Origin of the sequence: Arthrobacter sp. MYb227 (assembly GCF_002975435.1) — a bacterium.
Classification (GTDB): Bacteria; Actinomycetota; Actinomycetes; order Actinomycetales; family Micrococcaceae; genus Paeniglutamicibacter.
On sequence record NZ_PCPT01000003.1, the window covers coordinates 464,480 to 480,227 of the forward strand.

Here is a 15,748-nt window from a genome sequence, read left to right on the forward strand (position 1 = left end):
CGCAAGTCATGCGGGTTTGAACTAAATCTAGAGTGCACCAAGTTGGTCACAAACATGCAGGTGACAATTCTTCGTGCAAAGCTACTTCCATGTCGTCGTTCACCTTGTCTTCATCCGCGACCATTCCCGAAGCTGAGATAATTTCGCTTTACGATTCAGTCGAATGGACCGCCTACACTAAAGACCCCCAATTGCTCTATCAAGCAATCAAAAATTCCTCTTTCGTCATCTCCGCGTGGAACGAATCTGGCAACCTCGTGGGTCTTGCTCGTGCGATTTCTGATGATGCAACAATCTGCTATCTGCAAGATATTTTGGTTCGTCCAGATTTTCAAAGAACAGGTGTGGGACGTGCCCTTCTTGAACAGGTCATGGAGAGATACGGCCATGTACGGCAATCGGTCCTCATCACTGACGACGAGCCACGGCAGCGCGCTTTTTACGAGTCGATGGGGCTGACCGAAGGCGCTGATTTTGTTTCTGCACCGGTCCGCGTATTTGCTAAATTTCGTTAGCTTCGATTCGCTCCAGCGCTGAATATTCTGCGAGACATCTAATCCATTTCGGGCAGGTTAGGAACTTTCTTCGTTCCAGGACATCAACGTCCTGAAACGGCAGTGCCTCTGTCGTTGTCCCGAGCATTCTTTCCCGAAGGGACGATTGCAGGGACAGCAGGTGAAAGTCCAAGTCAACAACGATTTTTTGGCACCATATCAGATGAAAAATCGTGGGAAGCACGAGCACCGGATCACCCAGGACGCAGGATAAGTTCCTGATCGTGCAAGGACCCTCGTTCAGCAGGTGCTTCAAAGCCGCGTTGGCTGTCGCTTGGCTGTGGCACCGCGGGTGCCGGTAGCCGGCAAGCCAATAACGATTGGCACGACCCACGCCGGTCAAATCTCCCAGACGATAGTATTTCCATCCCACCGTCGTGCAGAGGTTTGCGGAGGCATCAAAAACGAGCTGGTCTTCGGCAGTGACCTTGGCATCGGGTCGGATACCGAGCACGACAACGGTGCCATCAACTTGGCGAACAAAATAGTCCGGAACGTGCCAAGTCTGGGGGAGTAGCTGCGGAAGTTTGATGCTAAACGGCTGGGAAGCAATGCCTGCGACGGAAGGGTCGAAATCCAAACGAATCAGGTGATCGTGTTCCAACCATGATTCAAAGCCAACATGTTCTTGGGTGGATACGAACCACCACAGGCCAGCAAAATTCCGTTGACCTTTGTAGGCAGCAACACGGCGGATCGGTGGAGACTTTTCAAAGTCAGTTGCCCAACAATCCGCCAAAAGGCTAGTGCTCTGGGCAGAGGAAAACTGCTCCCTGAAAATCAGAGAACCAACAGGATGCTTGGGCCCGGCTTCAATGTCGGGAGCTAACAACGCCCGTCCCATGACACCCAGCGTAAGTCGAAAAGATCCGGATGCTTCGGGTGTAGTGAAACGGAAGCGTGTTTGCTTCGGGTGTAGTGAAATGAAACCGACAGATGCTTCACCTGTAGTGAAACAAAAACACCTAATGCTTCACCTGTAGTGAAATTGCCTCACCTGTAGTAAAACGGGACAGTATCAAAAGGGGATTATCTGCACATTCTGCAAATAGTCCTTCTGTTAGTTGACATAATGTAGATTATCGGCGTTATTGATAGGTGGCCGAAAGGGGTTAAATATCACCCAAATTCGAACATTGGGCATTCTTGCCAAACCTGTCCGAATCCCCCGTTTTTTGTGCCTCATTTTTCCGCCTCAGATCTTGCACTCAAAACTTGCTGGCAGTGTGGGCTTACCGGCACGGGCCGAATCCTCAAGCCCACACTGCCAGGCACGCCGAGTCCGGCTCCGAATCGTGGAGTGAGAATCCCTAGGGTTAACTCTCCAAAATCCACGTGCTTGAACTACCCCAGCATCCAAAGCCCCCAGATAAGTTTTGCTTGACATAACTACCTATGCGACTGCATTTGCACTCGTTTTGGTGGTTGCATAGTTATTCAGGGAAACTCGATGGTATGCCAGCGAAACTTTTGGACCTCCATGCAGGTGCACATTCCGGTGATTCCTCACTTACACAGCTAGATCCCGAGGCCTTTGCCCTGGAGCGTGCGGCCGCTCAAGGATTAGTCCTTGACGCTCAGCAGCAACTCACGCTGAAACTGCTGAGCGAGAATTCTGTTGCGCATCTAGAGTCCGGGCGCCGCTACCCCTCTGGAAAACACGTTTATCTTTGGGGCCCTCCGGGACGTGGCAAAACTTGGCTGCTCGGAGCGTTCTTCGATGGGTTACCCACCGGACAGAAGCGTCGCTTCCACTTCCATGAGTTTTTCAGGGAACTTCACCGCACCGCGCACCAGGCGACAGCTCAGGCACTGTTGCAGGTTCAGGAACCCGGCACCAAGGGTGCCAACCGTGGACGCACTGATCGGGCCGAGGCCCGAAGCAGTGCCATTGAACGAGCGATCGAATCCATGTTGGGCGATGTCGAGATTCTCTGCTTTGACGAGTTCCATTGCAACGATCCTGGCGACGCCATGCTCTTATCACGCATGTTTAAATTCATCATGGACCGCAGGATCTTACTGATCACCACCTCAAACTACCCACCGGAAGAACTACTGGCCGATGAGTACTATCACCATCTAATCCTGCCGACTATTGAATCAATACGTCAGCACATGAATGTTCATGAACTCGACGCACAGCAGGATTACCGCAGCGCTCAGATAGCTGATGCGCAGAGATTTGGTTACAACACCGGCAATATCCTGATCCAGCCAACGCTCCTTGAACTACTGGATGCGGGCCTCGAACGTCCTGCCAACGACGAATCTGTTGAACTCAAACCCACGAGCCACGTCATCGCAGCCCATCGAGCAACACCAGACCAGCTCTGGTTCAGCTTCAAAAACCTCTGCGAATCGCTAACTTCAACACTTGATTACCTTGAACTCTCCAAAGCTCATAGGCATTGGGTCATCAGCGAAGTTCCAGGCAACGAGACGATGACCCCTTTCGGGCTTCGACGCCTCGCCAATGCCATTGATGTACTTTACGATCAAGACATTCGCCTCGATTTGATACTAGAGGCTGATTTCGGTGAAGCCCTGAACCACCTTCCAGAGCTAGATGCTGCTCGACTCATCAGCCGGCTCAACGCCTTGCAGTCCGCCAATTCTCAAGCTACACCGGAGGAAACCCTCGTATGAGCAACGAAGTAGAAATCACCGTACAGACGGCCGAAACCAACGCTTACTCCCCCGAATGGATTCGTGACGAAGTCATTCGCATCATCGAAATTTTCGAATCGGGCCAGATGCCCCCGATCGTACAGCTTGGGCACCCCGTGCTCCGCGCACAGGCCGCGGATTTCACGGATCAGCTCAATTCTGAGCTTCTTCGCCGGCTCTTGGACACCATGCGAGCCGTCATGCTCAACGCTCCAGGAGTTGGTCTTGCCGCACCACAACTGGGAATCCCGCTACGTATTGCGGTGCTCCAGGATCTCTACGAAACAACTGAGGAGATTGCTGCAGTTCGCGAACGTGAGCCTCTCGAGTATTTCGAAATCATCAATCCGATCTACTCCGCCATTGGCACGCGTACTGCGACGTTTTACGAGGGCTGCTTATCCTTCAACGGCTACCAAGGGGTTGTAGAACGTCCGGCAGATATTGCGACTTCATACCTCGATGCTGACGGCGCAGCTCACGAAAAAAACTTCTCCGGCTGGCAGGCACGCATCTTCCAGCACGAGACCGATCATCTGAGCGGAACCGTGTATATCGACAAGGCGATCACCCGTTCACTATGCGCCAATCACGAGTATGTACGGTGGACAAACCCCGACATTGCCGAAGCCAAAATAGGGCTGAACTTCTGATACCCAGCGGTCAAGCTCGCTTTTCGGTGAACCAAGGGCGAGCTTGGCCAGTTAGCAGGGAGGCATCACTAGCTATTGCGCACAGGCAAGTACTTGTTGAACCACTCAAGAATGATTTCAAAGCGCTGTCGGCGGTGCCAAGGCGAACCTCCACGACTCAACCCGTGACTTTCGCCCGGGAACAACACCAACTCGGTCGGCACACCGCGCTGCTTGAGGCCCACATAGTAGCGTTGCGCCTGCTCTAACGGACAGCGGTAGTCCCCTTCCGAATGCATGACAAGTGTTGGGGTACTAACCTGATCGATCGCGGCCATCGGCGATTGAGCAGCGACCTGCGCCGGATCCGACCCGGTATAGGCATGGGCGAAGAACCAGCCAATATCGCTGGTTCCTACAAACGAGGCCGGGTCCAGGAATCCACGTTCAACCAGGGCTGCCGCAAAACGATGCTCGTGCGCGATCGTCCAGGCGGTGAGGTATCCGCCGTAGGAGCCACCAAGCACGCCGGTGCGTTCAGCATCTAGCGCCGGCTCACCCGCCAGGGCCCCATCGAGGAACGCCATTACATCTTGGAAATCGACGGTTCCCATGGCGTGACGAATCGCCAGCCCATGCTCGCGCCCATAACTGGCGCTGCCGCGCGGGTTGCATTGCAGCACCGCATATCCTGCGCCGGTATAAGTCTGGACCTCATCAAAGAATTCGGGGCCATATTGGCTAAATGGTCCACCGTGGATATTCAGCAACACAGGGTGCGGTCCCTTGCCAGCTGGCAAATGAATCCACCCATGAACCGGGTATCCATCCGGAGCATTGAAGGTGACCTCGCGCCCGGTGCTGTGGCGAGCGTGAGCACGTAGGGAATGCGCAAAATCGGTCAACGACCGCAATTTCCCATCTTCTACAACCGCGCACTCCCCCGGAGATTCTTCCCCAATAAAGGAAACTATGACACGGGAACCATCCGTAGCCGCTCCGTGAATTACTTGCGGGCCAGCGGCCAGCACCGAAGTCCTTCCGCCCGTCGTAATCAGATGCAGTTCCCCGGTACCCCGAACGCGTGCCATGGCCAGCACCCCTTGGTGACCCGAAGCAACGAGCTGCCCACATTCGGTGTAATCAAGATTCTCTTCATCGGTAAGAACAGTCGCTTCCAAGATGCCCATAGATTCTGCATCAATACTGCAAACTGCTGTGAGGCGCGCTATGAAGTCAACGCCGGTATCCCCGATCTGCTGCCCTAAGACGAAAAGAGTACTTCCATCATTGCCGAAACAAGCACTGCGGTAAGCCCAAGGTGATTCCGCACCGCCAAGGACTAATTCCGGCACCGACGGATTTTCTGCAAGGCTCGGAACCCGGTAGATCTGTGATCGTAGGTCGGTGTCGTGTCCGGGGTGCAGTGCGGCCGAAAAGTACAGGTACTTTCCGTCGGGTGAGAAACATGGATCGGCAATGTCCTCGATCGTTTCAACGCGAAGCCGCGCTTCGGGAAGTCCCGTGGGAGGTTTTTCTACCTCGTCTGCCGCACGTCCCGCGGGCTTGACGAACGGTTCTTCATCAAGCCCGGGCACTGCAAGCGTGAAGAGTTGCTGTGTTTTTGCGTCAGTGAAACCAATACCGTCACCACGATAATTAAACGTGGTGATCCTGCGTGGGTCTTCGGCAGTTGCCCCGACGCCTTCAACGGAGGCATAGCGACCCTTCGCAGCGGTACGCGAGGTGAAGGCAAGGGTGTGGCCATCGGGTGACCAAGCGAAGCCTGAGACCCCTAGGAGTCTGTCGGTCAAGACGCGTGGTTCTCCCCCGGCCGCCTCCACGATCGCTAGCTGATTCTTGCCCTTGGTATCGGCACGCAAGAACCCGATCCATGCTCCGTCGGGCGAATACTGTGGTGCACTATCTGCCACGCCTCGAGTCAGTCGACGTGGTGCAGTCGACCCGTTGGGGTTAAGTTCCCATAGCTGGCCAACGTAGCTGTCATTGGCAAAACTTGGACGCGATGTGGCCACTACCACCCGGGCGGAATCTGGGCTCAGACTTGGCGCCGATACAGTAGTAAGTAGCTCTAGTTGCTCTGGTTTCACGGCGCTAGCTTATCGAAGACCAAATAGCCGAAGGAAGCACGTGTCGCAGCCAGTTCACCTAGATGAAGGTATTAGTTGTCCGATCTGCCGCCAAGGCTTGCGTCTGCAGCAAGGCCTGGCTCGGCCGGCCCGACTTTCCTGTCCTGATCTGCATGCTTTTGATGCTGCAAAGCAGGGGTACTTTAATCTACTCACCGGCAAAGGAACCTCTTTTCGTGAGGATGGTTCGGCAATGGTTGCCGCGCGCGCCGCATTCCTTGATGCCGGGCACTACGCTCCATTCGCCCAATCCATTTCCACCGCACTAGCCGCATCGTTATCGGGCGTTGCCTCGCCAAGAATCCTCGATGCGGGCGCGGGAACAGGCTATTACTTGGGTCAGCTCCTAGCGGCGCTGCCGGCTTCAGCTACCGCAGTTGCGTTGGATATTTCCAAGTTCGCCATGCGTCGAGCGGCAAAAATACCCTCGACGTTGGCTTTGGTGTGGGATCTATGGCGGGATCTTCCACTTGAAGACGCCGCATTTGATGGGCTGATCAACGTCTTTTCGCCGCATAATGGAGCAGAGTTTGCTCGTGTACTGCGCCCGGGGGGCAGCGCCTTGGTCATCACCCCACTGCCCGAGCATTTGATGGACGGCGCAGAACTATTGGGGCTCTTAGCCATTGCCGAAGATAAGGCCGCCGGGGTCATTGAATCCATGGGAGAGAACTTCGCCCTGAAGCACACATCCGAAATACGTGTACCACTGATCCTTTCGCCCAAAGAAGCCTTCGAGCTGGCCATGATGGGACCGGCGGGGCATCACGCCGATCCGCAGAGATTGCGTGAGCGCGTTGAGAATCATGGGGAGCAGATCAAGCTCACCGCTGCCTTCCGAATTCAGGAATTCACACGTAATTAAGCCCATTTCAGCGCAGTTGGAACCCCGCTCATCTTCATGATGATGCCGGTGGCCGCAAACATACTCCCTTGTGCTGATTCGATTCGGGTAGCCAATCGGGCAAAATGGAATCAACAGTTGGTATGGATCCAACGCTTCATGGCTTGAGGGGTAAAAATGATTGAGTGGGCGGTATCAAATGCCTGGGTGGTCTGGTTAGCGCTATTCCTGTTGCTGGCCATCATCGAGATGATTTCTCTTGATTTGTACTTCATCATGCTTGGCGTTGGGGCGCTCGGCGGAGTAACTGTAGCGTTGGCCGGTGGCCCATGGTGGTTGCAGGTTGTTGTCTTTTGTGTGACAGCGCTGGCGATGATTTTCTTGGTCCGACCGATCGCACTTCAACATCTGCGTAAAGATCCAGAAGCATTGCGCACCAACGTGGATCGGCTGATTGGCGAAGACGCTTTGGTACTCGAACCAACAACCCGCATGAATGGCCGGGCCAAGATTGGCGGAGAAACGTGGTCGGTGCGTACCGATGACGAGACGCCTCTTCAGCCTGGTACGTACGGTTCGGTAGTTCGTATCGAAGGGGCTACCGCTTACATCACCCTTCGAACTCGCATGAGCAGCCTGGACTAGTTCCAGAGGTTCCTGTCCCCCAAGGTTTATTTGCGTTCCATCAGGAGCGCACCCATTGAAAGAGAGAAGAGATGCAAACGTCAGGTCTTGGCTTAACCGTCGTCCTTATTGTGCTCGCAGTCTTCGTGATCATCGTGCTTTTGCGTGCAGTGCGGATTATCCCGCAGGCACGTGCCGGGATCGTTGAACGTCTGGGTAAGTACCACCGCACGCTACTTCCGGGATTGACCCTGCTGATCCCCTTTGTGGATCGCTTGCTTCCAATTCTCGATCTTCGTGAACAGGTGGTCAGCTTCCCCCCGCAGCCAGTGATCACCGAAGACAACCTGGTGGTATCCATCGATACAGTGGTTTACTTCCAGATCACGGAACCGCGTGCTGCAACCTACGAGATTGCTAACTACATTCAGGCGGTTGAGCAGTTGACCACCACGACACTACGTAACGTGGTCGGCGGACTGAACCTTGAAGAGGCGCTGACAAGCCGCGACCAGATCAACGGCCAGCTCCGTGGCGTCCTCGATGAGGCCACCGGCAAGTGGGGCATCCGGGTCTCCCGAGTCGAGCTCAAGGCCATCGACCCACCGCTGTCGATCCAGGATTCCATGGAAAAGCAGATGCGTGCAGAGCGTGACCGTCGTGCCGCAATTCTTACGGCTGAAGGTACCAAGCAGTCGGCAATTCTTACCGCTGAAGGTCAGCGTCAGGCAGCAATTCTTGAAGCCGAAGGTGACGCCAAAGCATCGATCCTGCGTGCCGATGGTGAAGCTCAGGCCATTCAGAAGGTCTTTGACGCAATTCACGCCGGAAAACCGGATCAGAAACTACTGGCCTACCAGTACCTGCAAACGTTGCCGAAGATTGCCGAAGGCTCTTCCAATAAACTTTGGATCATCCCGAGTGAAGTTGGCGAGGCGTTGAAGGGAATCGGTGGCGCGTTAGGTAATTTCGCGAATCCGGAAGACGACGAAAAGCCGTCTTCGGGGTCTAGTACTCTGATGTAACGATCCGTTTTGATGCCATTATTTTCGGGCGGGCTACCTCACATTCGAGGCGGCCCGCCCGAAGCCTTGTCGGGGCCGTATAATGGTTGTTTGGAGACTTGCGTCCCGCGGGAATTATTTGGCGAACCGGGGCGTTGAAATCTGTAGCCGAACCCGTTTGTAATCGCAGTAGGGAGACAACATGAGCGATCGCAGCCTGCGAGGAATGCGCCTTGGCGCGCAGAGCATGGAAACTGAGGCTGGCGTCGAGCCAGCAGCGCGTCAGCGCGTTGAATACCGTTGCGAAGACGGCGAGCAGGTGTTCGTAATTTTTGCCGCTGAGGCAGAAATTCCCCACACCTGGACTTCGAAAACCGGCAAGGAAGCAACACTGGTCAATGGTGTTCCGCCGGAAGATGAAACTCCGGAAAAGCCGATTCGTACCCACTGGGACATGCTTCTTGAACGTCGCACGCCCGAAGAACTTGAGGTTATCCTGAAGGATCGTTTGGATAAGCTGCGGGCAACCCGCGGCGCGGCTCAGGCCGCAGCCAAGGCCTAACACGCACAGCATTAAACGAGTGAGGGGCTCGACACGAATTATTCGTGTCGAGCCCCTCACTCGTTTAATATTGCTAGTTTAAGAATTACTTCTTAGAGCCAGTGAGCTTTTTCCAACGTGCGCCAAGACCCCATTTGGTCACGTTAAGCATTGCCTCGATGACGATATTGCCGCTCATCTTAGAAACGCCAAGTTCACGCTCCACGAACGTTACCGGCACTTCGACAATTTTCTTACCCATCTGAGCCACGCGGAATGTCATATCAACTTGGAAGCCGTAGCCCACCGATTCCACAGCGTTGAAGTCCAGCTCTTCAAGAGTTTCACGGCGGAAGGCACGGAATCCGGCCGTGATATCACGTAGATTTACGCCAAGCATCACGCGCGAGTAGAAGCTACCTGCACGCGAGATTGCCTTGCGGTGCAATGGCCAGTTCACCACGGAACCGCCCTTGACCCAGCGCGAACCGATGACAAGGTCCGCACCCTTCGGGATTTCGGCAAGCAACAGTGGGAGCTGCTCTGGCTTGTGAGAGCCATCGGCATCCATCTCAACCAGCACGTCATAACCCTCGTCAAGCGCCCAGCGGAAGCCTGCCAGGTAAGCAGCTCCGAGGCCTTCCTTACCGGTGCGGTGCATGACGTGGATTGCGTTATCCTCTGCTGCCATTTTGTCGGCAAGAGCGCCTGTGCCATCGGGGCTGTTGTCATCGACAATCAGAACGTCCGAATCGGGAACGGCGGCACGTAGGCGACCCACGGTGATCGGCAACGATTCAAGCTCGTTGTAGGTCGGAATGATCGTGACTACGCGCACGCGAAAGTCCCTTTCTGCTGGGGGAAATCGATCCGCGTGGCTGCGAGTTGGTTTCAATAAACTCGGCAACAAATCCCGAGGCGTCAACGTCAGCTCTCGGGACCCGGATCAAAATGAGGTCAAGGAATAATTATACGCGTGCGACTAGCCTCAGCCGGGCACAACGCGTGTGATGATCAAGACCACTTGGGCCATTCTGACCGTGGACACAACTCGACCCCCATAAGCTTCGGTCCATTCCCCTACACTTTGTATAGGGGTGTTATCTAGTGCTCATGGGGGTCGAATCGTCAGTGCATACCGGTAAACCGGCAAGCCAGATCAAAGGACCGGACATTGTCTATAGCCTACCGTCAGAGATCGTGCTGTCAACAGTAAACTGACCACTAATTTTGCAAACATCATCAGGTCAGATAGCTATTTCATGCCAAAAACCTGGCACTTAACAGGGACTTTCTGTCTCTGCTCAGAAGTGCTTCATTTACTAAATTTCTAATTACTATTCATGGCGTCGAACAGTATTGTTCCGGCACGCACCGTACGCAAGCACGTGGGCAGCTCATCTTCGAGCACCGGAAGCATCGGGGTACCCGCACGAGCATCGGTACTCCATGAGGAAACCCGAATATCCGGCGTTTGCACAGTAAGTTCACTGGCATTCCATATGGCAAACGTAGCCTCTGATCCCGTCACCAGCTGGCCGGCAAGTGGGTTGGACTCCCCCAGTGCGCGGAAGCCGGAGCGGGTGTGCGCCATAAATGCTGCCTTGGCCGAGATACGCGATCCGGGATCGTTGAGCTCCAGGCATGCCTTGACGCTTGCCCATGGGTTGGTGCCCGTCACGGGCGCATCCGAGCCTATGGTCACAGGAACGCCGGCTGCAAGGAACTTCCCAATCGCATTCATACCGGCGGCACGTTCGGCACCCAGACGCTGCTCATATAGGTTGCCACTTCCGCCCCACATGGCATCAAATTGTGGCTGCATCGATGCCGTCAGCGAGAAACCAAGCATCTTTGCACGTTGCGCTTCATCAACCATCTCAACGTGTTCGAGCCTGTGACGTCCGCGCTGAACCGCAGCTATCCCTACTTCCTCGGCCGCCTTGGCAAACCCTTCAAGCGCAGCATCTAAACCAGCATCGCCAATGACATGGAAGGATGCCTGAATTCCGGCCAGCGAACACGCCGCAACGTGTGCACTGATCTGCTCGACAGAAAGGTAGGAGGCTCCATTGTTCCCCGGTGCATCTGTGTAGTCATCACGCAACAAGGCGGTGCGAGAACCAATTGAACCATCAATGTTGAGGTCGCCACCCAAGCCGGCAAGTGCCCGCGAGTTAAAGGAGTCAAGTAGCGTACGTGCTTCTTGCTGCTGTGTCACTGCTTGCCCCCAATATGCGTATACCTGGGGTGTTCTTGCCTGTTCTTCGGTGCTGCGGCCAAGTAGGGCTTCAAGGTCAGCACGGCCCGAGACGCTTTCGGCAGCCATCTCAACTACGGTGCCGTGCCCGGTTGAGGCTAGATGAGCCAGTGCACGATCACGATGAGCCGCATTTGTTGACTCGTCGTAGGCGAAAACTTCTTTGCGTAGCGTCGCATGAGTCGTCCCACTCACCACGGCCCCGCTGAACTCGTCGTTCGGTTCTAGCTTGAGCGCTTCAGCCAGCGACGGACTGATCAGCGCCGAATGAACATCAATACGTGCCAGATAAACAGCTCGTCCCCCAGCAGCGTTGTTTAACTGTTCGAGCGTTGGAAGTGTTTGATCAGCAAATCGTGTCTCGTCCCAACCGAAACCCAGAATGGTTCCGCCGTCATGGGAAGCGGCCTGGGCCACTGCGTCGAGAATTTCATGCGCACTGAGCATTTGGCGCAGATCTAGTCCCGAGAGGTGTGCCCCCAACGCGCCAAGATGCACATGAGAGTCCACAAAAGCCGGTGCCACAAGTGCACCTTGCAAATCAATCTCATTCATACGCTCATCGAGCAAGGCGCCTGCTGCAGCCTCGGAACCGATCCACGCGACTGTCCCGTTTTCAACGAGCATGGCGGTGGCGAACGGATCTGCCGGGGAGTAGATAGAACCGTTGCGGTACAGATCAAGAGACATTATTTACCTTTACTGAGTGTTCTGACACGGCATAACCGTGTTTGAGGAGGCTGGCAGCAATTGGGAGAGTAGCAGCTAGTCAATAACGTTTGAGTAGGCAACGACGCCGCGGCGAATACGCTCGACAGCCTGATTGCACGAGCGCGCTAACCCTGTATTCAGATCAGGGATCTTTGCCAACTGGTCGAGCACATCAATGACCTGCTTGGCCCAGCGCACAAAATCGCCTGCTGCTAAATCGGTGCCGCGCAGGCATTCACGTAGATCTGAACCGCGAGCCCACTTGTACATGGGCCAGATCAATCCGGAATCCGGTGCAGTCGTTTCCGGCAACCGTGCAATGACTTCGGCATCGGTCAGTGAGGACCATAAGTTAACCGAAGCCTCCCACGCTTTTTGAATCTTTGCCGTTGGCATGCGTGGTTCCGGTGCATTGTCTTCACGCCTTGCATGGAAGACCAAAGCAGAAATGAACCCGGCTAGTTCTTCGGCGTTCATCTCATTCATCACGCCTGTTTCCATGACCATTGAGGTCAGCAGGTCTCGCTCTCCGTAGATACGGCGTAAGCGTTGCCCGGCCTCGGTAATTTGTGCCTGATCCGTGTCATTGTTTGCCGGTACCAGGTACTCGAATTGTTCAAGTACCGAGGCAACCCGATCAAAGGTCTTGGAAATCGTGTTTGTGCGTCCGCTAATCTGCGCGCGCAGCTTGTTTGTGTCACGCAAGAGCTTCGTATAGCGTTCACCCCAACGTGCGTGATCTTCACGTTCCGGGCAGGCATGACAAGGATGTGTCTTCAAATCCCTGCGGAGTTTGGCGATCTTCTCTTCTTGTTCTTGGCTTCCGGCAAAGTTAAATCCTGCAGCGCCACGACGTGGTGGACGGGAGTCTGTGATCGCGTTGTGAAGCGAAGAAACCAGATCCCGACGTTCCTTGGGGCTGCGTCCGGTGAAGCCCTTAGGCACCCGGATGCGCGAGATGATTTCTAGTGGGCCATCGAGGTCTTGAACGCTAATGCGTCGAACATGCTTTTCTTCGGTCAGCACCGTAGGGCGCGGATCACGCCATGAGGTATCAAGCTCAATCACCACACAGCGGCCAAGTTTGCGGACGCCATGTACTTCAACCACGTCGCCAATCATCAGTGACTCAAGCGATTCCATGGCTGCAGACCGCCGTAGCCGCGAAACGGTTTTGGCAGCATCCTTTTCGGCTTCGTTCAATGCGCTACGCAATGCGGCATACTCGATGAAATCACCCAGATGACACGTCATCGATTTCTTGTACCCGGCAAGTGATTCTTCACGCGAACGCACCTGACGAGCCATGCCGACAACTGAACGGTCCGCTTGGAATTGAGCAAATGATGTTTCTAGGATGCTGCGTGCTCGCTCGCGACCAAATTGTGAGGTCAGGTTCAGCGACATGTTGTAGGTCGGACGGAAACTTGAATTCAGTGGGTAGGTTCGTTTAGAAGCCAACCCTGCCACGGCCGCAGGATCTGTGTCGTTTTGCCACAAGACCACGGCGTGACCTTCAACGTCAATGCCGCGGCGGCCGGCACGACCCGTCAGCTGGGTGTATTCGCCAGCGGTAATCGAGACATGTGATTCACCGTTGTACTTCTCCAGTTTTTCCATAACAACCGACCTGGCTGGCATATTCACCCCCAGTGCCAATGTTTCGGTGGCGAAAACGGCTTTGACCAAACCACGAGCGAAGAGGTCTTCGACAACTTCCTTGAAAATCGGTAACAGACCAGCGTGGTGGGCGGCGAACCCACGCATGAGGCCTTCACGCCACGGCCAGAATCCTAAAACCTCAAGATCATCGGTGGGTAGCTTGGAGGCAACAAGATCAATCGCCTGTTCAATCTCTGTTGCTTCATTCATAGTTGTCAAGGCGAGCCCCGAGCGCACACATTGGGCTACTGCCGAATCGCATCCGTTACGGGAGAAGATAAAGACAAGCGATGGGAGCAGACCAGCACGGTCCAAGGCCATGATCATGTCCGGCCGTGAGACCCGAGTGCTTAGCTGCTCATGCTGTCGGCCCCCACCAGTGCGAGAGCGGCTTCCCTTGTGTGCGAAGCGTCGAGAGCGGCTCGCATCAAAACCGCGACGGGCCAACTTACTAAGCTCAGGATTGACAGCGTTGCCACGTTCCGGTTCGTCTGCAACCTTGTCAAAGGCAACGTCTTCGGCAAATAGGTCAAGTAGTTTCCCGCCGACCATTACATGCTGAAACAGTGGAATAGGTCTGTGCTCGGAAACAATAATTTGGGTATCACCACGCACCGTGTCAAGCCAACCACCGAATTCTTCAGCGTTAGAAACTGTCGCGGAGAGCGAGATCACCTGAACATCGTCACGCAGGTGAATGATGACTTCTTCCCACACAGCACCACGGAATTTATCCGCAAGATAGTGGACTTCATCCATCACCACGAAGCCGAGCCCATCAAGGGTCTCGGAATCTGCGTAGAGCATATTGCGCAGCACCTCGGTGGTCATGACTACCACGTCGGCTTCGCCATTGATTGTCATGTCCCCGGTGAGAAGTCCTACACGTTCGGCGCCGTAGGTCGCCACCAAGTCGCTATATTTCTGGTTGCTCAGTGCCTTGATGGGGGTTGTGTAGAACGCCTTGCGTCCGGTGCGTAGGGCCTCAAAGATCGCAAATTCACCGACAACTGTTTTCCCGGCACCGGTGGGTGCGGCAACTAGTACACCGCTACCCGAGGCAACGGCTCGGCAGGCTTCTTCTTGGAATGGGTCAAGATCAAAGCCTAGGCTTGCCCGAAATTCGGGCAGACCCGTTGTGGCTTCCTTGTTTCGTTCCTTGGCGTTGACGTAACGTTCGGCCGGCGTGCTCACGCTACGACCCCTTTCAAGATGGTGTTAAGTGGTCCTGCGTTTGAGGGTCGAGGCCACCAGCCCTTAAGGAAGGTCTGGGGCTTCGGGCAATGTCGAGGCCTCGTTCGCGGAAGCTGCATTGGCTGATTCCATTGCAGCGTTTTTCTTTTCCCGCTTACGGTCGTTGAAGTGACAGATCAATGTTGCAGTGGCGAAGGTGATGAATAGCGGTCCGGCTAAAGCAAACATGGTAATTGCATCGCCGCCGGGTGCCGCCATGGCAGCAACCAAGGCAATCAAGAAGACGGTGATTCTCCAGTGCTTCATGATCAGCTTAGCTTTCAGCACACCAATGAGGTTCAGCCCAACCATGAGCACCGGTGCAAGCATGGCCAATCCGAAGGCGATCAGCAGACGGAAGACGAACGGCAGATAGTTATCTGTGCTCAGTAATGTCTTAGCAGTATCGGGACTCAGCGAGATGAAGAACTTCAGTGCATGTGGCAACACCCAGTACGCCATGCCAACGCCAAGAATGAATAGCGGTGCCGCAGCAGCAGCAAACGCGAGCGCCGTGTTACGTTCCTTTTTCTTGAGCCCCGGGACGATAAACGCCCATAACTGATAAATCCAGACTGGAGCCGAGAAAATAAGACCAAGCAGTAACGAAGTCTTGAGCATGATGTCGAAGGGACCCATCACGGAGGTGAAGGTTACTTCGCCACCGTACTGGCGCACTGGTTCAATGATCAGTTTAAGGACGTCATCATAGAGGAAGAAACCGCCAACTGTGCCAAGCACGAGGGCGATGAGTGCTACAAAAAGCCTATTGCGCGCCTCAACTAGGTGTGCTTTGAGGGCCATGCGACCCTCTGGGTTTTTCTTCCGCCCCTTGTGCGGGGCACTTTCTTTGTCACTCACGA

The 15,748-nt window shown here is 54.8% G+C and carries 13 protein-coding genes; 7 read left to right on the forward strand and 6 right to left on the reverse strand.

From position 1 onward, the window contains the following. Positions 1–89 precede the first annotated feature (89 nt). Positions 90–515, forward strand: a complete 426-nt coding sequence (locus tag CQ018_RS09680; protein WP_105549767.1) for a GNAT family N-acetyltransferase — start codon at positions 90–92, stop codon at positions 513–515. Here the strand turns inward: CQ018_RS09680 and CQ018_RS09685 are convergent. Then, a complete protein-coding gene (locus tag CQ018_RS09685; RefSeq protein WP_105549768.1) occupies positions 502–1,398 on the reverse strand; it encodes a TnsA-like heteromeric transposase endonuclease subunit in 897 nt (298 codons plus the stop codon). The genes CQ018_RS09680 and CQ018_RS09685 overlap by 14 nt on opposite strands. A 611-nt stretch (positions 1,399–2,009) precedes the next feature. Between CQ018_RS09685 and zapE the strand changes: the two genes are divergently transcribed. Both zapE and CQ018_RS09695 read left to right on the forward strand, forming a co-directional pair. After that, the gene (gene zapE / locus CQ018_RS09690) at positions 2,010–3,203 is read left to right on the forward strand and encodes a cell division protein ZapE (protein WP_181149823.1); all 1,194 of its coding nucleotides are present in this window, start codon (positions 2,010–2,012) and stop codon (positions 3,201–3,203) included. Beyond that, entirely contained in the window at positions 3,200–3,877 is a 678-nt protein-coding gene (locus CQ018_RS09695; RefSeq protein ID WP_105549770.1) for a peptide deformylase, read from the forward strand. The genes zapE and CQ018_RS09695 overlap by 4 nt, the downstream gene beginning before the upstream one ends. A 68-nt stretch (positions 3,878–3,945) precedes the next feature. Here CQ018_RS09695 and CQ018_RS09700 read toward each other — a convergent pair whose 3' ends face one another. After that, complete coding sequence (locus CQ018_RS09700) at positions 3,946–5,967, reverse strand: S9 family peptidase (protein ID WP_105549771.1); 2,022 nt, start codon at positions 5,965–5,967, stop codon at positions 3,946–3,948. A 40-nt stretch (positions 5,968–6,007) separates the two neighbouring features. On the opposite strand from CQ018_RS09700, the gene CQ018_RS09705 reads away from it, so the two are divergent. The 4 genes from CQ018_RS09705 (at position 6,008) to CQ018_RS09720 (ending at position 9,040) form a co-directional block, all read left to right on the forward strand. After that, complete coding sequence (locus CQ018_RS09705) at positions 6,008–6,871, forward strand: putative RNA methyltransferase (protein ID WP_105549772.1); 864 nt, start codon at positions 6,008–6,010, stop codon at positions 6,869–6,871. Between the two features lie 156 nt (positions 6,872–7,027). After that, positions 7,028–7,495: an NfeD family protein gene (locus CQ018_RS09710; RefSeq protein WP_105549773.1), complete on the forward strand. Its 468-nt coding sequence runs from the start codon at positions 7,028–7,030 to the stop codon at positions 7,493–7,495. A 71-nt stretch (positions 7,496–7,566) separates the two neighbouring features. After that, complete coding sequence (locus tag CQ018_RS09715; RefSeq protein WP_105549774.1) at positions 7,567–8,499, forward strand: SPFH domain-containing protein; 933 nt, start codon at positions 7,567–7,569, stop codon at positions 8,497–8,499. A 181-nt stretch (positions 8,500–8,680) separates the two neighbouring features. Further along, complete coding sequence (locus CQ018_RS09720; protein ID WP_105549775.1) at positions 8,681–9,040, forward strand: RNA polymerase-binding protein RbpA; 360 nt, start codon at positions 8,681–8,683, stop codon at positions 9,038–9,040. An 85-nt stretch (positions 9,041–9,125) separates the two neighbouring features. Here the strand turns inward: CQ018_RS09720 and CQ018_RS09725 are convergent, their stop codons facing one another. From CQ018_RS09725 to tatC, 4 genes are all read right to left on the reverse strand, one after another. Further along, positions 9,126–9,857, reverse strand: a complete 732-nt coding sequence (locus CQ018_RS09725) for a polyprenol monophosphomannose synthase (RefSeq protein ID WP_105549776.1) — start codon at positions 9,855–9,857, stop codon at positions 9,126–9,128. 492 nt (positions 9,858–10,349) lie between these two features. Next, positions 10,350–11,969, reverse strand: a complete 1,620-nt coding sequence (locus tag CQ018_RS09730; protein WP_105549777.1) for an amidohydrolase — start codon at positions 11,967–11,969, stop codon at positions 10,350–10,352. A gap of 75 nt (positions 11,970–12,044) precedes the next feature. Next, the gene (locus CQ018_RS09735; protein ID WP_105549778.1) at positions 12,045–14,846 is read right to left on the reverse strand and encodes an RNA helicase; all 2,802 of its coding nucleotides are present in this window, start codon (positions 14,844–14,846) and stop codon (positions 12,045–12,047) included. Between the two features lie 63 nt (positions 14,847–14,909). Beyond that, positions 14,910–15,746 (reverse strand): twin-arginine translocase subunit TatC, encoded by an 837-nt coding sequence (tatC, locus tag CQ018_RS09740; protein WP_258142539.1) that lies wholly within the window; start codon positions 15,744–15,746, stop codon positions 14,910–14,912. Between the last annotated feature and the right edge of the window lie 2 nt (positions 15,747–15,748).

What these genes read in the sequence shown, in the direction of transcription:
- CQ018_RS09730 (WP_105549777.1), bottom strand. Translation starts at nt 11,969, where the DNA reads ATGTCTCTTGATCTGTACCGCAACGGTTCTATCTACTCCCCGGCAGAT.
- CQ018_RS09715 (WP_105549774.1), top strand. Translation starts at nt 7,567, where the DNA reads ATGCAAACGTCAGGTCTTGGCTTAACCGTCGTCCTTATTGTGCTCGCA.
- CQ018_RS09720 (WP_105549775.1), top strand. Translation starts at nt 8,681, where the DNA reads ATGAGCGATCGCAGCCTGCGAGGAATGCGCCTTGGCGCGCAGAGCATG.
- CQ018_RS09680 (WP_105549767.1), top strand. Translation starts at nt 90, where the DNA reads ATGTCGTCGTTCACCTTGTCTTCATCCGCGACCATTCCCGAAGCTGAG.
- zapE (WP_181149823.1), top strand. Translation starts at nt 2,010, where the DNA reads ATGCCAGCGAAACTTTTGGACCTCCATGCAGGTGCACATTCCGGTGAT.
- CQ018_RS09710 (WP_105549773.1), top strand. Translation starts at nt 7,028, where the DNA reads ATGATTGAGTGGGCGGTATCAAATGCCTGGGTGGTCTGGTTAGCGCTA.
- CQ018_RS09695 (WP_105549770.1), top strand. Translation starts at nt 3,200, where the DNA reads ATGAGCAACGAAGTAGAAATCACCGTACAGACGGCCGAAACCAACGCT.
- CQ018_RS09685 (WP_105549768.1), bottom strand. Translation starts at nt 1,398, where the DNA reads ATGGGACGGGCGTTGTTAGCTCCCGACATTGAAGCCGGGCCCAAGCAT.